At 61.6% G+C, this 18,531-nt stretch carries 18 protein-coding genes and 1 pseudogene; 4 read left to right on the top strand and 15 right to left on the bottom strand.

Annotated features, from left to right (window positions below):
* The first annotated feature begins 30 nt into the window (after window positions 1-30).
* Window positions 31-1,530 carry a MocR-like pyridoxine biosynthesis transcription factor PdxR gene (pdxR, locus tag NL123_RS17230; protein WP_494355889.1) on the top strand — a complete coding sequence of 500 codons (1,500 nt, stop codon included), beginning with the start codon at window positions 31-33 and terminating at the stop codon, window positions 1,528-1,530.
* A 26-nt stretch (window positions 1,531-1,556) separates the two neighbouring features.
* Here pdxR and NL123_RS17225 read toward each other — a convergent pair whose 3' ends face one another.
* From NL123_RS17225 to NL123_RS17215, 3 genes are all read right to left on the bottom strand, one after another.
* Window positions 1,557-2,039 (bottom strand): GNAT family N-acetyltransferase, encoded by a 483-nt coding sequence (locus NL123_RS17225; RefSeq protein WP_494355888.1) that lies wholly within the window; start codon window positions 2,037-2,039, stop codon window positions 1,557-1,559.
* A 172-nt stretch (window positions 2,040-2,211) separates the two neighbouring features.
* Entirely contained in the window at window positions 2,212-3,006 is a 795-nt protein-coding gene (locus NL123_RS17220) for a suppressor of fused domain protein (protein ID WP_494355887.1), read from the bottom strand.
* 29 nt (window positions 3,007-3,035) lie between these two features.
* Complete coding sequence (locus tag NL123_RS17215; protein ID WP_494355886.1) at window positions 3,036-3,668, bottom strand: TetR/AcrR family transcriptional regulator; 633 nt, start codon at window positions 3,666-3,668, stop codon at window positions 3,036-3,038.
* Between the two features lie 111 nt (window positions 3,669-3,779).
* Between NL123_RS17215 and NL123_RS17210 the strand changes: the two genes are divergently transcribed.
* On the top strand, window positions 3,780-4,442 hold the full coding sequence (locus NL123_RS17210; RefSeq protein ID WP_494355885.1) for an O-methyltransferase: 663 nt from the start codon (window positions 3,780-3,782) through the stop codon (window positions 4,440-4,442).
* Here NL123_RS17210 and NL123_RS17205 read toward each other — a convergent pair.
* From NL123_RS17205 to NL123_RS17195, 3 genes and pseudogenes are all read right to left on the bottom strand, one after another.
* Window positions 4,429-5,049, bottom strand: a complete 621-nt coding sequence (locus NL123_RS17205) for a LysE family translocator (RefSeq protein WP_494355884.1) — start codon at window positions 5,047-5,049, stop codon at window positions 4,429-4,431. The genes NL123_RS17210 and NL123_RS17205 overlap by 14 nt on opposite strands.
* Window positions 5,050-5,334: 285 nt before the next feature.
* Window positions 5,335-6,369, bottom strand: coding sequence for a methyl-accepting chemotaxis protein (locus NL123_RS17200; RefSeq protein ID WP_494358322.1), 1,035 nt, complete (start codon window positions 6,367-6,369; stop codon window positions 5,335-5,337).
* Window positions 6,370-6,627: 258 nt separating this feature from the next.
* A pseudogene (locus NL123_RS17195) lies at window positions 6,628-6,900 on the bottom strand (PAS domain-containing protein); the annotation flags it as partial.
* A gap of 162 nt (window positions 6,901-7,062) precedes the next feature.
* Here NL123_RS17195 and NL123_RS17190 point away from each other — a divergent pair.
* Window positions 7,063-9,261: an OsmC domain/YcaO domain-containing protein gene (locus tag NL123_RS17190; RefSeq protein WP_494355883.1), complete on the top strand. Its 2,199-nt coding sequence runs from the start codon at window positions 7,063-7,065 to the stop codon at window positions 9,259-9,261.
* A gap of 222 nt (window positions 9,262-9,483) precedes the next feature.
* Here NL123_RS17190 and NL123_RS17185 read toward each other — a convergent pair whose 3' ends face one another.
* From NL123_RS17185 to NL123_RS17170, 4 genes are all read right to left on the bottom strand, one after another.
* Window positions 9,484-10,650 (bottom strand): cystathionine gamma-synthase, encoded by a 1,167-nt coding sequence (locus NL123_RS17185; protein ID WP_494355882.1) that lies wholly within the window; start codon window positions 10,648-10,650, stop codon window positions 9,484-9,486.
* A complete protein-coding gene (locus tag NL123_RS17180; protein WP_494355881.1) occupies window positions 10,647-12,023 on the bottom strand; it encodes a pyridoxal-phosphate dependent enzyme in 1,377 nt (458 codons plus the stop codon). Before NL123_RS17180 ends, NL123_RS17185 begins: the two co-directional genes overlap by 4 nt.
* Before the next feature lie 116 nt (window positions 12,024-12,139).
* Window positions 12,140-13,003: a 4-hydroxy-tetrahydrodipicolinate synthase gene (gene dapA / locus NL123_RS17175; RefSeq protein WP_494355880.1), complete on the bottom strand. Its 864-nt coding sequence runs from the start codon at window positions 13,001-13,003 to the stop codon at window positions 12,140-12,142.
* 293 nt (window positions 13,004-13,296) lie between these two features.
* Window positions 13,297-14,688 (bottom strand): hypothetical protein, encoded by a 1,392-nt coding sequence (locus NL123_RS17170; protein WP_494355879.1) that lies wholly within the window; start codon window positions 14,686-14,688, stop codon window positions 13,297-13,299.
* 197 nt (window positions 14,689-14,885) lie between these two features.
* On the opposite strand from NL123_RS17170, the gene NL123_RS17165 reads away from it, so the two are divergent.
* Window positions 14,886-15,782: an SGNH/GDSL hydrolase family protein gene (locus NL123_RS17165; protein ID WP_494355878.1), complete on the top strand. Its 897-nt coding sequence runs from the start codon at window positions 14,886-14,888 to the stop codon at window positions 15,780-15,782.
* Here the strand turns inward: NL123_RS17165 and NL123_RS17160 are convergent.
* The 5 genes from NL123_RS17160 to NL123_RS17140 all read right to left on the bottom strand — a co-directional run bounded on the left by NL123_RS17160 (window position 15,779) and on the right by NL123_RS17140 (window position 18,483).
* A complete protein-coding gene (locus NL123_RS17160) occupies window positions 15,779-16,261 on the bottom strand; it encodes a VOC family protein (protein WP_248481307.1) in 483 nt (160 codons plus the stop codon). The genes NL123_RS17165 and NL123_RS17160 overlap by 4 nt on opposite strands.
* Before the next feature lie 34 nt (window positions 16,262-16,295).
* Window positions 16,296-16,688: an ester cyclase gene (locus NL123_RS17155; RefSeq protein ID WP_494355877.1), complete on the bottom strand. Its 393-nt coding sequence runs from the start codon at window positions 16,686-16,688 to the stop codon at window positions 16,296-16,298.
* A gap of 17 nt (window positions 16,689-16,705) precedes the next feature.
* A complete protein-coding gene (locus NL123_RS17150; RefSeq protein ID WP_494355876.1) occupies window positions 16,706-17,425 on the bottom strand; it encodes an SDR family NAD(P)-dependent oxidoreductase in 720 nt (239 codons plus the stop codon).
* Window positions 17,426-17,455: 30 nt separating this feature from the next.
* Window positions 17,456-18,076: a LysE family translocator gene (locus NL123_RS17145; RefSeq protein ID WP_248481313.1), complete on the bottom strand. Its 621-nt coding sequence runs from the start codon at window positions 18,074-18,076 to the stop codon at window positions 17,456-17,458.
* Between the two features lie 107 nt (window positions 18,077-18,183).
* Window positions 18,184-18,483 carry a hypothetical protein gene (locus NL123_RS17140; RefSeq protein WP_071495452.1) on the bottom strand — a complete coding sequence of 100 codons (300 nt, stop codon included), beginning with the start codon at window positions 18,481-18,483 and terminating at the stop codon, window positions 18,184-18,186.
* Between the last annotated feature and the right edge of the window lie 48 nt (window positions 18,484-18,531).

The raw sequence follows: 18,531 nt of genomic DNA, 5'->3' as shown, positions 1-18,531 counted from the left end.
CCTACACTTTTATGGAGTCGACCAGACCACATGGCAAAAACCTTCGAGTTGGACACGCTGAAAATGCGACTCGACGATGCCGAGCTCAAGCTGTTGGATCTGCACCAGCGGATTCAGCGCGCACTACGGGCGTTGATCCTCGATGGCGCCCTTGATCCCGGTCTGAAGTTACCTTCTACCCGGACCTTGTCGAAGTCACTCGGCGTTGCGCGCGACACGGTGGAGAACGCTTATGTGCAATTGCATCGCGATGGCTTCATCGTGCGGCGTGAGGGGGCGGGCAGCTACGTGTGCGACGCGCTTGGCACCCAACTGCATGGCGCAGTACGCAGGCGTAGCAAACCCCAAGACATCAACCACCGGGAGCAGGTGCCAAGGGCGGGATTGAGCCTGCGCGGGCGGATGATTTTCAACAGTGGTGGCGTCACTGACCAGCAGGCGGTCACTGCGTTTGCCACCGGCCTGCCGGAAACCCGCACTTTCCCCATCGACGTGTGGGAGCGCCTGCAACGCCAGGTCATGAAGGACCATCGCGCCAACGTGCTACTGCATGGCGACCCCCAGGGCGCCGCGCCGCTGCGCAAGGCCATCGCCACCTACTTGAACCTTGAGCGCGGGGCCCAGTGCTCCCCGGACCAGATCCTGGTGTTGAGCAGTACGCGCCAGGCGCTGTTCCTGTGTGCGTTGTTACTGGTGGACGCCGGTCAATCGATCCTGCTGGAAAATCCGGGCTATTTCGGTGCCAGGAAAGCCTTTGAAGCGGCGCAAGCCAAGGTCGTGGGCATTGACGTCGATGAACTGGGCATCCGCACGCAATTGCTGCGGGCGGATCGTAGCGGTGCCAACTGCGTGTATGTCACACCGTCTCATCAATACCCCACGGGAGCGACGTTGCCGCTGGAGCGCCGACTAGAGCTGATCAACTGGGCGGCGGAGCAGGGCAGGTGGATCATCGAAGACGACTACGACAGCGAGTTTCACTACGACGGGCATCCGACCGCCTGCGTGCAAGGCCTGGACAAGCACCGGCGCACGATCTACCTGGGCACCTTCAGCAAGACGCTCTACCCGGGGCTGCGAATGGGCTACATGATACTGCCCCATGAGTTGGTCAAGACCTTTACTTACGCGCGCAGCATCATGGATGGCCACACACCGCAAGTCTTGCAACTGACACTGGCGCGCTTTATGGAAGATGGCCATTACAACGCCCATGTCCGCGCCATGCGCAAACTCTATGCTGCACGCCGAACCGCCACACTCGATGCGATTGGCAAGCACCTGGACGGGATAGTCACCGCGCTGCGCCCCCAAGGCGGGCTGCAGATCCCTTGTCTGCTTGCCGAGGGTTGGTCGGAAGAAAAAACCATTCGCCAGGCGGCGAGCGCGAATGTGCAGCTTTCGGGGCTGAGCCGGTTGTACGCTGGCGATAAGAAGACACAGGGTTGGCTGTTGGGGTATGCGTCCTTGACTGCTCATGAGATCGAAACGGCTATGGTGCGGCTGGCGAATGCGTTGAGAGCAAAATAGAAAAGGGGGCATTTCGCCTGTCCCAGCTAGCAAGCTGGGCCAACCGCCAGAACGCTCGGACGAACATAATAATTGTCGAATTCACTGCTTTCGACGAATTGGAAGCCATGGCGGATATAAAAGCGATTCGAAGCGCTGTCTTTGAGAGCTCCAACTCTAATAGGGAGCGCAGCCGCATCCGCTACTTTAAAAATCTGAGTGAGAACAACAGAGCCTATCCCTGATCCTTGCGCGCTCGGTCTCACATACAAGTGGTCGAGCAAGAGATCATTGTGGTGATGCTTGACCACTACAAAACCAACCCTCTCTCCAAGTACCTCGATGTAGTGTGTGTTGCGAGCTTCAAAACCACTAAGAAACCGCTCGCGCGCGCGAACCGGATCAAATCGCCCGACTCGCTCTAGACTTTCACGCATAGCCTCAATTCGAATGGCTACGAGATTGTCCAAGTCGTCTTGTTGAGCAGGGACCAAAATGACTGGGGAATTTTGATTGGGTGTGACGGGCATATTTTGCACTCTATTTACCACCATGGAAGGCCAGTATGGAGAGCCTGATGTGTGCTTCCCAAGTTGGCCTCACTGAATTGTCCCTGATATCCCGGCGGCATCCAACAGGCTCCTTGTGGCGTGTTTTCTGCCCGTCGCGAGAGGCAGCTATTTCCGCCCCTCATGAAAACACCTAAACCAAACTTTCCCGACCGACACAACTCACATGCCCAACCCCCGCCGCCTGCAACCGTGCCACCAGATCCTCCCGCGCGGCGCGCCCACCTTCACGCACATATTCAAGCTCCGCCGCCGTGATCAACACCACCGGTACCAGTTGCACCGGAGAGAGCGGCATGTCGTCGAGGCGGGTAGGGAAGTCCGGGGCGGGTCCGCCCAGCAGGACGCCGGTGGCGTCGTCTGCGGTGACGAACAAGTTGGGCAACTGATCGCTCATCAGGTGCGACTGGCTGAAACCGGGCAGCTCCAGGGAGAGGACGCCATGACTTTCCAGTTGCTGGGTGATGCCGCCGGCGTTGGCGACGGTTTTGGCGACGTGTTCGAGCAGTTCGAATGCCCAGCTATGGCGTAGCGGGTCGACGTGTCCGAGGTTGCCGCGGGCATTTTCGGGGATGTCGGGGGTTTCCAGGAACAGTTCCATTTCGAAGCCATTGCCGAGGCCTTCGGCATCGTCGAACGGGTCGGATAACCCTTCGGTTGCCAGCACGATGCTGTTGGCGCGGCGTACCACGCGGTAGGCCTGGCGCGTGGACGGCCAGTAGGGGCCGCCGGTGAAGCTAGGGCTGATCAGGTAGGCGAGGACGTCTTGTTCGACGGTGCCCACAGACTGCCAGTGGCGGTCCAGGCATTCGGCGCTGGCCAGGCGTGCGGCCAGGTTGGCGCTGTCGGGGTCGGGCGAATCCACTTCAGCCACTGGTGGGGTATCGACTGTTTTTGACGAGCCGAACAGCTTCTTGAAGAAATTCATGGGCAGTCCTTCGCTGGAGGGAGAGCGCTTCAGGGATGGTTAAGCGCATTCACATAAGCGCGAAACATATCAGCCATCCCCTCGGCATACACAGCGATTTCTTGCGCCGTGCGTGGGCTGCAAGAAAAATCCTTGCCCACCGAACTGAGCGTTGTGCGAATCAAGTCGCAGGCCAGCGCGCGTATCTGCTCAGAGACCTGCGGCAGTAACTCCAGCATGAATGCGTCGAACGTCTCCCGGCTTGCCGCCCGGACTTCCAGCGCTTCCGGCGCATCGCGATAGAGCGGTGCCGCATCGTTCAATGCCCCACGCATCTGCGCTTCTTCGCATTCCGACTGGATAAAGGCATGCACCAATTTGCGCAGGCGATCCAGCGGTGCGACGTCGTGTTCTTCCAGGATGTTGCGCAGCATTCGGGTGGTTTGCCGCCACTCATCACTCTGCAAACGGAACAGAATCGCCGCCTTGTTGGGGAAGTACTGGTACACCGACCCCACGCTAACGCCGGCCTTTTCCGCGACCCGTGCGGTGGTGAAACGGGTGGCGCCTTCCTTGGCCAAAACCTGAACAGCCGCTTCGAGAATCGCCGCCACCAGCTCGGTGGAGCGCGCCTGTTGCGGCTGTTTGCGCGTGGAAATACGTGGGGTCTGGCGGCTGGTCATACAGGGCTCCGGAAGCAGGGCGAATGCGAATAGCGAAGGATGGGAATCACTCGCATACTTTTAATGCGACGAATTAGTCGCATCTTAGTCCCCACTCTACGGAAATCAATTATGTCGAGCCTGACCACTGCGCCTTTGGCGTCCCTGATCGAACGTCTGTATACCCAAGCCAGCGCCGCTACCAGCCCCTTGGTGAACTCGGTATCCAAGGAGGAACGCGATCGGCTGATGCACAGCAAGACCGAATACGTGGCGCTGTATTCGCTGCTCAAGGACCTGTGGCTGCCGGTCTCGCGGGACACTGGCAAGCTGCTCTACATGCTGGCGCGCAGCAGCAAGGCGCGGGCGATTGTGGAGTTTGGCACGTCGTTCGGCCTGTCCACCTTGCACCTGGCCGCTGCGCTGCGCGATAACGGCGGCGGTGTGCTGATCGGCAGCGAATTCGAAGCCTCGAAGATCGCCCTGGCGCGTGAGCACTTCATCGAAGGCGGGGTGAGTGACCTGATCCAGATCCGCGAAGGCGATGCACTGGTCACCCTGGCCAGGGACCTGCCGGACAGCGTGGACTTGCTGCTGCTGGACGGCGCCAAGACGCTGTATGGCGATGTGCTGGGCCTGGTAGAAAAGCACCTGCGTCCCGGCGCGCTGGTGGTGGCGGACAACACCGATTACTGCCCTGAATACCTGGCCCACGTACGCGCCCCGGAGAACGGCTATGTGTCGGTGCCGTTTGCCGATGACATCGAACTGTCCGTACGGCTCAGCGTCTGCTGAATGCCAACCGCGCTGCAAACACTATGAAGATCATTCCAGTGGTGCGGTCCATCCACTGGATGACCTTTTCCCGGCGCAGGAACCCGGACAGCGGCTGCGTGGCACCGATCAACACCAGTGACCACAACAGGCCGAGCAGCACATGGATGCTGACTAGGCCAAATGTCCAGAGCACCAAAGGCTGGCCCTGGGGGATGAACTGCGGCAGGAACGACACGTAGAAAATCCCCACCTTGGGGTTGAGCACGTTGCCCAGCATGCCCTTGATAAACCAGTTGCCGGCCGGCTTGCCATCCGTCTCGGCGCTGGCCAATGAGCGGCGTGGGCGCAGCAGCATGTTCAAACCCAGCCAGGCCAGGTACGCGGCGCCGCAGTACTTGAGCAGGTTGAAGGCGACTTCCGACACCGCGATCAGTGCGCCCAGACCGAAGGCAACCGCAGCGCCCCACAGCAGGCAGCCGGCGTTGATGCCCAGCGTGGCTTGCAGCGCCTGGCGCTTGCCTTCGACCGTGGCGGTCCTGAGCACCAGTGCTGTGTCGAGGCCGGGTGTGAGGGTCAGCAGGGTGGCGGCGAAGGTGAAGGCGAGGAGGTTATCCGTGATGGACATGGGTGGGCTTCGTGAATGGGTGGAGGTGAGCCTCAGCATACTATGTTGTGGTGAAGGAGATTGTTGTGGCGAGCGGGCTTGTTGTGGCGAGCGGGCTTGCCCCGCGTTGGGCTGCGCAGCAGCCCCATCAATGAGAGCTGCGATGTGTCAGGTATTCCTCAGTGTCTGGTTTAGGGGCTGCTACGCAGCCCAACGCGGGGCAAGCCCGCTCGCCACAGGTCACCGGATAGCCACAGGACACCGGCTAGCCACAACAAACCGGCTAGCCAGGCATTCAGCAGCGGCTCAGCGGTTGAACCGCTCAACCAACGCATATTGGGTGGACGCAGTGTTCGTCAGTTCCTTGCTGAGGTCCGTGGATTGATGGGCCTGGATCGACGTCTGGTCGGCCAGTTCGGCGATGGTGGTGATGTTGCGGCTGATCTCTTCGGCCACCGCGCTCTGTTCCTCGGTGGCGGCGGCGATCTGGGTGGTCATGTCGGTGATATGCGACACCGCCTCGCTGATGCCCACCAGCGCCTGGTCGGCTTCGAGCACCCAGGCCACGCCTTCCTGGGCCTGGCGTTGGCCGTTTTCCATGCTTTGCACGGCGTTGTTGGACGACGCCTGCAACTGGGTAATCAGCGCGTGGATCTGGGTGGTGGACTGCGACGTGCGCTGTGCCAGTTGGCGCACTTCATCGGCGACCACGGCAAAGCCGCGGCCTTGCTCACCGGCACGTGCGGCTTCGATGGCGGCGTTGAGGGCCAGCAGGTTGGTCTGGTCGGCAATCGCCTTGATCACGTCCACCACGCTGCCGATTTCGTCGCTGTCCCGCGCCAGTTGCGCCACGGTCGCGCCGGTTTCGCTGACCACGCTGGACAAACGCTCGATGGCCTCACGGGTGTCCCGCGCGACTTCCCGGCCGCGCCCGGTCAACACGTTGGCTTGCTGGGTGGCATCCGCCGTGCGCTGGACGTGGCTGGCGACTTCCTGGGTGGTGGCGGCCATCTGGTTGACGGCGGCCGAGACCTGTTCGGTTTCGACGCGCTGGCGGTCCAGGCCCTTGGAGCTGGCGGTGGCCAACTGATCGGACTGCCCGGCCAGGGCGCTCAGTTGTTCGGCACTGTCCTGCAGGCGGGTGAGGCAGGTTTTCAGGCGCGCGGCCTGGCTTTGGAACGCGGTCTCCAAACGTGCCTGCGGGCCGCTGGCGTCGCTGTACATCTGCGCGATCAAGGCGTCCGACGTCGAGGGCTCAACGCCCTGCAACAGGCGCAAGGTGCTGCCTTGGCGCCAGCGTGAGCAGAGCACGCCCACTGGCACCGCGACGGCGACGGCCACGGCAATTGCCAGCGGCGCGTCGAGGAACAGACCGGCGAGGCTGCCGGCCACTGCGGTGGCCACGTAGGGCACGCAATTGATCGCGGCCGGTAGCCAGGCGTCCTGGCGCGGCACGCCCGGTTTACCTTGGCTGATACGTTGATAGAGGGCCTGGGCCCGGCGGATTTCATCGGCCGTGGGCTTGACCCGCACCGACTCGAAACCGACCACCTGGCTGCCATCGAAGATCGGTGTGACGTAGGCATTGACCCAATAGTGGTCGCCGTTTTTCGAGCGGTTCTTGACGATGCCCATCCACGGTAGGCCCTGCTTGAGCGCACTCCACATGTGCGCAAACACGGCGGGCGGTACATCCGGGTGGCGCACGATGTTCTGCGGCGCGCCGATCAGGTCGGCGCGTTCAAAGCCGCTGATGTCGACAAACGCGTCGTTGCAGTAAGTGATGACACCGTGGACGTCCGTGGCAGAAATGAGTTTTTGCGAAGGCGCGAGGGAAATCTCACGCTGTGTTACGGGCTGGTTATTGCGCATTCCGACTACTCCCTGGTTGCCCTCAGTCCATCGGCGCCAACTGCGAAAAGGTTAATCCATATGGGTCAATTCGCCAGCCACTGGTCAAAAGCCTGAAACTTCCCAGTGAAACCCCTCATAATGGCGGCCATTTTTGTTTAGCCGTTATTCTGGTGTGCCCCCATGGAAATCAAGGTCAACTTTCTCGACAACCTCCGGCTTGAAGCCAAGTTCGATGACTTCACGGTGATTGCCGACCAGCCCATTCGCTACAAAGGCGATGGCTCGGCACCGGGGCCATTCGATTACTTCCTGGCGTCGTCGGCGCTGTGCGCGGCGTACTTCGTGAAGCTGTATTGCCAGACGCGCAATATTCCCACCGACAATATTCGCCTGTCGCAGAACAACATCGTCGACCCGGAGAACCGCTACAACCAGATCTTCAAGATCCAGGTCGAGTTACCCGCGGATATTTCCGAGAAGGACCGCCAGGGCATTTTGCGTTCCATCGACCGTTGCACCGTGAAGAAAGTGGTGCAGGCCGGGCCTGAATTCGTCATCGAAGAAGTCGAGAACCTCGACGCCGATGCCCAGGCCTTGCTGATGCCGAACTCGACGTCCGAGGGCGGCACCTACATCGCCGGCAAGGACCTGCCGCTGGAACAGACCATCGCCAACATGTCCGGCATCCTCGCCGGCTTGGGCATGAAGATCGAGATCGCGTCGTGGCGCAATATCGTGCCCAACGTCTGGTCGTTGCATATCCGCGATGCGCATTCGCCGATGTGCTTTACCAACGGCAAGGGCGCGACCAAAGAGGGCGCCCTGGCGTCGGCACTCGGTGAGTTCATTGAGCGCCTCAATTGCAACTTCTTCTACAACGATCAGTTCTGGGGCGAGGAACTGGCCAGTGCGCCGTTCGTGCATTACCCGGATGAGCGCTGGTTCCAGCCAGGCCCTGATGACGAACTGCCGAGCGAAATCCTCGATGCCTACTGCCTCAAGGTCTACAACCGCGACGGCGAGCTGCGTGGTTCGCACCTGTTCGACACCAACTCCGGCAATGAAGCGCGCGGCATCGTTTCGCTGCCGTTCGTACGCCAGTCGGACGGCGAAGTGGTGTACTTCCCGTCCAACCTGATCGAAAACCTCTACCTCAGCAACGGCATGAGCGCCGGCAACACCCTGGCCGAAGCCCAGGTGCAGTGCCTGTCAGAGATCTTCGAGCGTGCCGTGAAGCGTGAAATCATCGAAGGCGAGTTCGCCTTGCCGGACGTACCGGCCGAGGTGCTGGCCAAGTACCCCGGCATCCTCGCCGGCATCCAGGGCCTCGAAGCCCAGGGCTTCCCGGTGTTGGTCAAAGACGCCTCCCTGGGCGGCGAATTCCCGGTGATGTGCGTGACCCTGATGAACCCGCGCACCGGCGGCGTGTTTGCCTCCTTCGGCGCGCACCCAAGCCTGGAAGTGGCACTGGAGCGCAGCCTTACCGAACTGCTGCAAGGCCGTAGCTTTGAGGGCCTGAACGATCTGCCGCAGCCAACCTTCGAAGGCCAGGCAGTGACCGAGCCGAACAACTTCGTCGAGCACTTCATCGACTCCAGTGGCGTGGTGTCATGGCGCTTCTTCAGTGCCCAGTCGGATTACGAGTTCGTCGAGTGGGACTTCACCGGCGAAGGCGCAGACTCGAATGCCCAGGAAGCTGCGACCCTGTTCGGCATTCTCGAAGGCATGGGCAAAGAGTCGTACATGGCCGTGTACGAACACCTCGGCGCCACCGCCTGCCGCATCCTCGTGCCGGACTACTCGGAAATCTACCCGGTGGATGACCTGATCTGGGACAACACCAACAAGGCGCTGTTTTTCCGCGAGGATATTCTCAACCTGCATCGCCTCAACGAGGAAGAATTGCAGGCGTTGGTCGAGCGCCTGATCGAAAGCGAACTGGACGACTACACCGATATCACCACCCTGATCGGCATCGAGTTCGACGACAACACCGCCTGGGGCCAACTGACCATCCTGGAGCTGAAACTGCTGATCTTCCTGGCCTTGCAGCAATATGAAGAGGCCAAGGAGTGCGTGGAGATGTTCCTGCAATACAACGACAACACCGCCGAGCGTGGCCTGTTCTACCAGGCGATGAATGCGGTGCTGGAGATGGAACTGGACGACGACCTGGAGCTGGCGGATTACGAAGCCAACTTCCGCCGCATGTTTGGCAATGAACGGATGGATGCGGTGATTGGCTCGGTGAAGGGCGATGTGCGCTTCTATGGCCTGACGCCGACCAGCATGAAGCTGGAAGGGCTGGACCGGCATCTGCGTTTGATCGACAGCTACAAGAAGCTGCATGCGGCGCGGGCCAAGGTCACCTCGGCTTGACGCCTATCTGGCTTGCTGTGGTGAGCGGGCCTGTTGTGGCGAGCGGGCTTGCCCCGCGTTGGGCTGCGAAGCAGCCCTAAAACCAGACGCCGCATTCTGCCTGAAAGAATGCGGCGTTTTTATTGGGGCGGCTTCGCCACCCAACGCGGGGCAAGCCCGCTCGCCACAACAAGCCAGTTCGCCACAGCGAGCCCGCCCATCACATAGACCGAGCCAACCTATTCAGATATGTGCCAGGGCTTGAGCCAAATCGGCACGCAGATCCTCCACATCCTCAACCCCCACCGACAACCGTACCAACCCATCACCAATCCCCAACTGCGCCCGCGTCGCCGCCGGGATGCTGGCGTGGGTCATGATCGCCGGGTGTTCGATCAGGCTTTCCACGCCGCCGAGGCTTTCGGCCAGGGCGAAGATCCTGACGTTTTCCAGGAAGCGCCTGGCGCCGGCCAGGTCGCTGTTGAGGTCAATCGAGATCATCCCGCCAAACCCCCGCATCTGTTTGCGCGCCAGTTCATGCTGCGGGTGTGAGATGAGACCTGGGTAGTAAACCCGCGCCACTTGCGGCTGTTGTTCCAGCCAGGTGGCCAGGTCGAGGGCGTTGCTGCAATGACGCTCCATGCGCAGGGCCAGGGTTTTTACGCCGCGCAGGGTGAGGAAGGCGTCGAAAGGCCCGGCGATGGCGCCTACCGAGTTCTGCAAAAAGCCCAGGCGTTCAGCCAGTTCGGGGTTGTCGCCGACGATGGCAATGCCGCCGATCACATCGGAATGGCCGTTGAGGTATTTGGTGGTGGAGTGCACCACCACATCAAAGCCCAGCTCCAGCGGGCGCTGGATCCACGGGCTGGCGAAGGTGTTGTCGGCCACGCAGATGATCCCGCGATCCCGGCAGAGGCGCGCAATGGCGCTGAGGTCGGTGAGGCTCAGCAGCGGGTTGCTCGGAGTTTCGACCCAGACCATGCGCGTGTCGTCCTGCAAACTTGCTTCAAACGCCGACAGGTCACTCAGGTCGACAAAGCTGAAACGGTGCCCGGCGCTGCGTTGGCGCACTTTGTCGAACAGGCGGAAGGTGCCGCCGTACAGGTCATTGCCGGAGACGATATGGGCGCCGGCATCCAGCAACTCCAACACCGTCGAAATCGCAGCCAGCCCGGAGGCAAAGGCAAACGCCTGACTGCCGCCTTCGAGGTCGGCCACGCAGCGCTCAAGGGCAAACCGCGTGGGGTTGTGGGAGCGGCCGTAGTCGAAGCCTTTGTGCACGCCGGGGCTGTCTTGCAGGTAGGTGGAGTTGGCGTAGATTGGCGGCATCAGCGCGCCGGTGGTCGGGTCGGGAGATTGCCCGGCATGGATCACGCGGGTGGCAAACGCACTTTTATCAGACTGACTCATGCAAGGGATCTCCGGAGGTGGTTGAGCAGGTCGACGCGGGTGATCAGGCCATGGAAGCCCGACGCGTCGGCAATGATGGCGACCAGGCCGCGATCCAGCTCCGCTTGCAATTGCGCGAGGCTGGCGCTGGGGGCCAGGGTTTGCAGGGTGGTGGTCATGGCGCTGGCGACGTTCAGGGTGAAGTGGCTGGCGTCCTGGTGCAGGCCGAGCAGGATGTCGGATTCATCGATTACACCGACCAGCTGCTGGCCGTCCACCAGCACTGGCAACTGTGAGACGTCGGCCAGGCGCATGCGCTGGAACGCGGTGAGCAGGGTGTCGTCGGGGCTCACGCTGATCACGCGGCCGTCTTCGAAGCGTCGCGCAATCAGGTCGCGCAGGTCACCGTAGTGTTTGTAGTGCAACAGGCCGGCGTCGTTCATCCATTGGTCGTTGTAGACCTTCGACAGGTAACGCGTGCCGGTATCGCAGACAAAGGTGACCACACGCTTGGGCGTGGTCTGTTCGCGGCAGTAACGCAGGGCAGCGGCGAGCAGGGTGCCGGTGGACGAGCCGCCGAGAATGCCCTCGGCCTTGAGCAACTGACGGGCGTGATCGAAGCTTTCTTCATCGCTGATGGAATAGGCGTGGCGCACGCTGGACAGGTCGGCAATCGACGGGATGAAATCTTCGCCGATGCCTTCTACGGCCCAAGAGCCTGGCGTTTCCAGCTTGCCGCTGCGGCTGTACTCGGCCATCACCGAACCCATCGGATCGGCGAGCACCATTTGCAGCTCCGGTTGCACGCGCTTGAAGAAGCGCGTCAGGCCGGTGAGGGTACCGGCCGAGCCGACGCCCACCACGATCGCATCTACATCGTGCTGGGTTTGCGCCCAGATCTCCGGCGCGGTGCTGGTTTCGTGGGCCAGGGGGTTGGCCGGGTTGTTGAACTGGTCGGCGAAAAACGCATCCGGAATGTCCCTGGCCAGGCGTGCGGCCACGTCCTGGTAATACTCGGGGTGGCCTTTGCCCACATCGGAACGGGTGATATGCACCTCGGCGCCCATGGCCTTGAGGTGCAGTACTTTTTCCGTGGACATCTTGTCGGGCACCACCAACACGACCCGGTAGCCCTTGGCGCGACCGACCAGTGCCAGGCCCAGGCCGGTGTTGCCGGCGGTGGCTTCGATGATGGTGCCACCGGGGCGCAGGCGGCCATCGCGTTCGGCGGCGTCGATCATGGCCAGGCCGATGCGGTCCTTGATGGAGCCACCGGGGTTCTGGGATTCGAGTTTGAGAAACAGCGTGCAAGGGCCGGTATCGAACCGGCTGACCCGAACCAGCGGCGTGTTGCCGATCAGTTCGAGCACGGCGGGGCGGGGCAGCGTGGGCATGTCGTCACCTGAATACGGATGGGTTGGACAGCAAATGGCAAAGCGTGGGTTCGACGATAGGCCGGGATCGGTCCGGTCGCAACCGGACGGTCCGCTGGCTATCTGTTTTTGGCGCATTAGCCGGGCAGGTTCTGCACCTGCTTCAAGCGTGCGACAACCGCCGCACTGGCCGCCTGCATGGGGGCGCGCAACTCGCTGCCGATCAGGCCTTGCAGGGCCAGGGCGGCTTTGACCGGTGCCGGGTTGGGCTCCATGAACAGTGTGTTGATCAGCGGCACCAACTGCATGAAGGTCGCCCGCGCGTCGGCCAATTGGTTGTCGCGTACCTGCTGGCACAGCGCTACGAACTGTTCCGTATGGACATGCGCCGAGGCCGCAATCGCGCCGGTCGCGCCCAGGCACAGTGCGTTGAAGATCTGCAGGTCTTCGCCACACAACACATCCACTTCCCCGCTGGCCAGCAGCGCGAGGGTATTGCCCAGGTTGCCGCCACAGTCCTTGATCGCCACGATGCGTTCGTGGGCGACGATGTTGAGCAGGGTGGCCTGCTCGAACGTGGCGCCGGTGCGGTAGGGAATGTCGTACAGAATGATCGGCACGCTGGAGGCATCCGCCACGGTGCGGAAGAACGCTTCCAGGCCGGCCTGGGACGGGCGGATGTAACTCGGCGCGGGCACCAGCAGACCGGCCACCGGGCGTTGCAGGATGTCACGCTGGAAGCTCAGCAGTTCGACCTGGTTGTTGCCCGCCAGACCCATCACCACGCGGTGCGCCGGCACCATCTGCAACACCGCATCCAGCACCGCCAGTTGTTCGGCGCGGCTCAGCGACGCGGCTTCGCCGGTGGTGGTGCACACCATGATCCCGGCCACATGCTTTTCCAGCAGGTGGTTGACCAGCCGGCGCAGGCCGATAAAGTCGATGGCGCCGTCATGGAACGGCGTGACCACGGGAACCCAGATACCTTGAAACGATGACATGCACTTTCTCCTGATGATTGACCGCTTGAGTCACCGTCAGAAGGGCAGGGGCAATTGTGCAAGGGAGAGTAGACCGTCGCGCTCAATGTCCTGTCAGCTCATCTGACGGGACAGCGCGCCCCGGTCACATGAGCGACTGTTTCTTCGATTTGAGGGCGTGCGCAACGCAACCTTGCGCCTTGGCAATCAAGCCAATGACGGAACGGTTAACGGAAGGCATTGCGGACATAAGCTGACACACCCTGAACAAGGCCTCCATCTTCATGGAATATTGCAGAGTGTGTCAACGGGGCTTATTCGAATTTATCGATACGCGAGTCGGAGTAGAAAAACTCGTTCTTGTCGGTGCTCGATTCAAAGAAGTAAGCGTAGTCGGTCAGGAAGTACAGGTGGCTGACGCGCTTGTACTTGTCGTCGTCGGTGCGGCAGGACAACGCCTTGGCGCTGCCCGCCAGTTTCGCGTTGAGTTCGCTGGCCGGCAGTTCACGCTCGACCTGGCAGCGGTTGGTCTGCGTGTTGGTGCTGCTGCCGATCAGGCTGTTGAGGCTGGAGCGTGCGGTGGTGTAGGTGACGGTCTCGCCCACGGGCAGCGCCTTCCAGTTACCGGTGAAGCTCAGTTGGGTCAGGGTCGAGCTTTCCGCCATGCCCGAACCGCCGTAGGTGGCTTTCGACACCAGGTGGAACAGGTTGCGCCAGCTCACGGCCTGGCTCTCATAGCCGTCGCCACGGGTGGCCAGGGCCAGTTGCCCGCTCGGCGCGTCCTGGCTGATGAACTGCGTGCTTTGGTTATCGCTGGTCTTGCCACGGTAGTTGCTGGTTCCAACGAACTGTACGTACTTGAACGAGCGGGTGGGCTTGTCCAGGTTCAACTGGGCGATGGCCGCCAGCACCGCCGGCTGCACCGAGGTCAAGGCAATGGTGGCCGGCGCTTTCATGCGCGGTTTGAACGCGGGCAGTGCGGCGATTTTTTCCGGGCTGACGCAGATTTTGTTGAACAGCAATTCGTAGTCGGCGTTGCTGCCGGCGATGTTCTGCGGCGTGGGGAAGCTGTCGACCCGGCCATCGCTGACGCGGTTGTTGGCGTCCATGTCGTAGCCGGCCAACTGCTTGTAGGTGCCGCCTGTGCACGACACCGCAAAGTGCTCGCGTTTTTGCGCATACGGGGCGTTGTAGGGCAGGTCGTTGAGCACCGTCGGGTTATCGAAGGCGGCCCAGAAGCGCGTTTCGCCGTTGACGGTCTTGATACTGTTGGTGTCGATCAGCACCTGGTTGTCGCGTTCGTTGGTCTGCACCAGGCGCCAGTCCGGCTTGGGTGTTTCGGCACAGGCGCGGACGAAGGTCTGGTTCGCGGCCAGGGTTGCACGCAGCTGTGGCGACAAGCTGCGGGGCGAACTGTAGCGACCGGCACTGGCGGGGTAGACCCGTTGCGAACCGTCCAGATACAGCAAGTGCAGTTGCGGCGAAGAACAGGCGGCCTCGACTTGCAACGTGCGGCGCAGAGCGCCTGGATCGCCAGGCATCAACAGTTCGAAGCTGAGCACGTCGCCTTCGCGCACGATGCTGTTTTCCACCAGCGGCTGGGCGAGGGCGCCGGCCAGCATGTTTTCGACTTGGGTTTTCTGGGTGGCGCAACCGGCCAGGGTGGCGATGCCACCGATCAGTAAAACGGGAGTGATAAAACGCACGAGAGCCTCGTTGAGTCCATTCGGGGATTTAAGGGTGACGGCGGGTGACGCTGGAACTTTAACTGGATGTTGCAGGTGCCAAGCCTAACCAGCAGGATGGCCGCTGTACAGCCGCCGCTGGATATGTACGGGTCGCAATGGTTCCAGCATGGCTCCCGCCAACCGGTAGTCTGTGCAGACATTCCGGGAGAAACGCGATGATCCGACGTGCGTGTTTGGCTGCTCTGCTGACCCTGTCCGCTTCAACCGCCTTCGGCGCCTCGACCTATGATCACGTGTATGCCTTTGGTGACAGCTACTCCGACAACGGCGCGGGCGAAGCGCTCACCACACAGCTCGCCGCACAGAAGATCAAGGAGGCCCAGGTGTTGCCTGGGCCGCTGTACTGGCAGGGGCGCTGGAGCAACGGCCCGACCGCCGTCGAAGGCCTGGCCCAGGCCCTGCACACACCGCTGACTGACTACGCGGTGGGCGGCGCGAAAAGTGGCCACGGCAATTACTACACCTGGATGATGCCCTCCCAGGACACGGGTGTCCTGGGGCAGGTCGCCGAGCACTTGCAGGCTGCCAAGTCCCACAACGCCGACCCCAAGGCGCTGTACTTCATCTTCATCTCGGCCAATGACTTTTTCGAGTGGGCCGACTTCTCCCACACGGAAACCCTTCAGGCACTGAGCGAGTCGAGCCTGGCGAATATTCGCAAAGCCACTGAACAACTGGTGGCCGCAGGTGCCCGGCATGTGATGGTGGTGGGCACCACAGACCTCAGCCATGTGCCTGCGGTGGTCCAGGGCAACCAAGTCGCCAACGCGAAAAAATACCAGCAGTTGCTCGCGCAGAAACTCCCGGCCGTGCTGGCGCAGATCGGCACGGCAAAGGTCAGCTACTTCGACCACCTGGCTTTCAGCGACGCATTGCGCGCCAATCCGGCGGCCCATGGTTTCACCGACCTCGACACGCCATGCCAGGCTACTTACCCGGAGGCTAAACCGGTGTGTGCCAACCCCGACGCGCATTATTACTGGGACGAATGGCACCCCACCCGCAAGGTCCATGCCCTGGCGGCCAACGCCATGCTGGATGCTCTGCCTTAGTCCGCCGCTATCGCCGCCTCAATCGCGGCGATGTCGATCTTTCTCATGGTCATCATCGCGTCAAACGCGCGCTTGGCCGTCGCAGGGTCGGGGTGGGTCACCGCGTCCGTCAGCACGCGTGGGCTGATCTGCCACGATACCCCCCACTTGTCCTTGCACCAGCCGCAGTCGCTTTCCTGGCCACCGTTACCGACGATGGCGTTCCAGTAACGATCCGTCTCGGCCTGGTCATCAGTGGCCACCTGAAACGAAAACGCCTCGGTATGTGGGAAGATCGGCCCGCCGTTGAGGCCGATACAGGGGATGCCCAAGACGGTAAAGTCCACGGTCAATACGTCGCCCTGTTTGCCCGACGGGTAATCGCCGGGCGCCAGGTGCACGGCATTCACCCGGCTGTCCGGAAAGGTCTGGGCATAGAAGGTCGCAGCCTCAAGGGCTGTGCCGTTGTACCAGAGGCAAAGGGTGTTTTTGTGGGTCATGATCGGTCTCCACGTGAGAATGGGTCTGTGGAGTCTAGTCGCCCAGTTGTTGCGCGATGGCCGCTTTGTCGATTACCGACCAGACGTGGGCGAATGTGCCGTCGACCAGCTCATAGATCACATTTTCGTCGAACCTCACCTGGCGCCCATTGATCGGCAACCCGAAGAACTCGCCCCTGGGCGTGACCTTGAAGTTCAGGCGACTGGCCACGGTCGGCGGATCGGCCGCCAGCAGCTGGATGCGGAACACCAGGTCCGGTATCTCGCGAAAATCCCGCTCCAGCATGGCGCGGTAGCCGGTGAGGCCGACGACTTCGCCGTTGTAGGTCACGTCCGGGTGCACGAAGTCACCCAAGTGCTCCCAATCCTGACGGTTCAGGCAGTCGATATAGCCTTGGTAGAAGGTGGCGAGTTCGTCTCGGGCCATGCCTTGTTCTCCCTGGGTTAAAAACGCTCGTCCAGTATCGCCGGCAAGGTGATTTCCTTGACGAAACTGGCCGAGGACAGGCTCAGCGTCATGCGTACCACCTGCACCACATCGTGCACGGGAATCGAATGGCCCTCATCCCTTTGCTCGGCCTGTGCACGTGGTGTGCTCAAGGGATCTTCGGTGTTGAGGTAACCCAGGTTCAGGCACGTTACCGCCAGGCGCTGCCGGCGATAACCTTCACGCAGGGCATCGGCGATCCCGCGCAAGGCGAACTTGGAGGCGCCGAAGGCGACTTCCGGGCGACCACTTTGCGGCAGGCCGGAGGTGGAGCCGGTAAGGATGATCCTGGGGTGGGGGCTCTTGAGCAGCACCGGCAACAGGCGCTTGATCAGCAGCAGGGTGGAGGTGATGTTGCAGGTGACGATGGCTTCGATCTGATCATCGTCGTCGGCCAGGAAGTTGTAGGCGGGGTCGAAGGCGAATTCTTCCCAGATGCCCAGGTTGTAGATCAACGTGTCCAGGCCGTTATCGGCAATCGCCTCGGCGATGACGTGCGCGGCCTGGGTAGGTTTGGCGAGATTGGCCTCGATCCACTGCACCTCGACGCCGTCCTTGTGATCCAGCTGTTTTGGGCGGCTGCGGGACACGCCGATCAGCGTATCCCCAGGCTCACCGAGCCCTTCGATCAGGGCTTTGCCCAATCCTTTGCTTGCACCTACCACCAGGGTTTTCATTATGTGTCTCCTTGACAGTCAAACCGTTATTCAAGCCCTGCGCGCCATCAACAACACCGACGCCGCCGCCGACAACAACCCTGCGCAGCACCGATTGAAAATCCGCTTGCCCCTTGGTTCGGCAAACCAGCGGCGCATATGCAGGCCCATATAGGCGTAGGCGCTGATGGCAATCCACTCCAACACCAGGAACATCGCGCCGAGCAGGGCAAACTGTGGGGTGATCGGTTCACCGGGCACTACGAACTGCGGGAGGAAGGCGGTGAAGATCAAGATTGCCTTCGGATTACCCGCTGCCACCAAAAACTCCTGCCGCGCCAACGCCCACAATCCCACCTTGGCCGTCGCGGACTCAGCCTCCGCTTCCGGATTAGCCCGCCACAACTGAAACGCCAGATAAAACAGATACGCTGCCCCCAGAATCTTGATCCCGTAGAACAACAACTCCGACGTTTGCAGCACCACTGCCAACCCTGCGGAGGCGAGGGCGATCATGCCGGCGAAGGCCAGCAGGCGGCCAATGCCCGCCAGGCATGACGTGCGGTAGCCGTAGCGGGTGGAGTTGCTCACGGACAGCAGGTTGTTCGGGCCCGGCGCCATGTTCAGGGCGAAGCAGGCGGGGAGGAAAAGGGCGAGGGTGGCGAGGTCCATGGCGGCTCCGGGTTCGCGGGGGCGGGGAGGTGTGAGGATAAGGGGAGCGGGGCGGTTGGACAATGCGCGCGTTGGGTCTAAGACGACACCAACGCGCGCGGCTCAGCTTAGCTCTGGCTTGCAGGTGCTTCTTTGGGGGTTGAAACCTCGGCGCGCAGCCGTTGACCGATGATGTCCATCAGGTCGCAGCCGTCACGCAAAGGGATTGCCAGCAATTGTGCAAAGTCAGAAAGCACTACGGAATCTGTTTCCAACTCGCTGCGAAAGGCAATGTTTTCCAGTACTTGAGTCACGGTGCGGATGCGGTAATCCGCCATCGCTTGCAGCACATCGAGCGGCGCTTCTGAATCAATGAGCAAAGAGGCGGGAACCAGATCGATTCCAGTCAGAGGGATGTATCGTTCCATCTTGAAAACTCCGATAAGTGCAGTAGTTGACCGCCACTCAGTCGTCGC

Source organism: Pseudomonas sp. FBCC-B1565 (genome assembly GCF_059133265.1).
Note: the sequence above shows the minus strand (reverse complement) of the source record. Positions and strands in the feature narration are given on the sequence as shown.

What these genes read in the sequence shown, in the direction of transcription:
- pdxR (WP_494355889.1), top strand. Translation starts at nt 31, where the DNA reads ATGGCAAAAACCTTCGAGTTGGACACGCTGAAAATGCGACTCGACGAT.
- NL123_RS17225 (WP_494355888.1), bottom strand. Translation starts at nt 2,039, where the DNA reads ATGCCCGTCACACCCAATCAAAATTCCCCAGTCATTTTGGTCCCTGCT.
- NL123_RS17220 (WP_494355887.1), bottom strand. Translation starts at nt 3,006, where the DNA reads ATGAATTTCTTCAAGAAGCTGTTCGGCTCGTCAAAAACAGTCGATACC.
- NL123_RS17215 (WP_494355886.1), bottom strand. Translation starts at nt 3,668, where the DNA reads ATGACCAGCCGCCAGACCCCACGTATTTCCACGCGCAAACAGCCGCAA.
- NL123_RS17210 (WP_494355885.1), top strand. Translation starts at nt 3,780, where the DNA reads ATGTCGAGCCTGACCACTGCGCCTTTGGCGTCCCTGATCGAACGTCTG.
- NL123_RS17205 (WP_494355884.1), bottom strand. Translation starts at nt 5,049, where the DNA reads ATGTCCATCACGGATAACCTCCTCGCCTTCACCTTCGCCGCCACCCTG.
- NL123_RS17190 (WP_494355883.1), top strand. Translation starts at nt 7,063, where the DNA reads ATGGAAATCAAGGTCAACTTTCTCGACAACCTCCGGCTTGAAGCCAAG.
- NL123_RS17185 (WP_494355882.1), bottom strand. Translation starts at nt 10,650, where the DNA reads ATGAGTCAGTCTGATAAAAGTGCGTTTGCCACCCGCGTGATCCATGCC.
- NL123_RS17180 (WP_494355881.1), bottom strand. Translation starts at nt 12,023, where the DNA reads ATGCCCACGCTGCCCCGCCCCGCCGTGCTCGAACTGATCGGCAACACG.
- dapA (WP_494355880.1), bottom strand. Translation starts at nt 13,003, where the DNA reads ATGTCATCGTTTCAAGGTATCTGGGTTCCCGTGGTCACGCCGTTCCAT.
- NL123_RS17165 (WP_494355878.1), top strand. Translation starts at nt 14,886, where the DNA reads ATGATCCGACGTGCGTGTTTGGCTGCTCTGCTGACCCTGTCCGCTTCA.
- NL123_RS17160 (WP_248481307.1), bottom strand. Translation starts at nt 16,261, where the DNA reads ATGACCCACAAAAACACCCTTTGCCTCTGGTACAACGGCACAGCCCTT.
- NL123_RS17155 (WP_494355877.1), bottom strand. Translation starts at nt 16,688, where the DNA reads ATGGCCCGAGACGAACTCGCCACCTTCTACCAAGGCTATATCGACTGC.
- NL123_RS17150 (WP_494355876.1), bottom strand. Translation starts at nt 17,425, where the DNA reads ATGAAAACCCTGGTGGTAGGTGCAAGCAAAGGATTGGGCAAAGCCCTG.
- NL123_RS17145 (WP_248481313.1), bottom strand. Translation starts at nt 18,076, where the DNA reads ATGGACCTCGCCACCCTCGCCCTTTTCCTCCCCGCCTGCTTCGCCCTG.
- NL123_RS17140 (WP_071495452.1), bottom strand. Translation starts at nt 18,483, where the DNA reads ATGGAACGATACATCCCTCTGACTGGAATCGATCTGGTTCCCGCCTCT.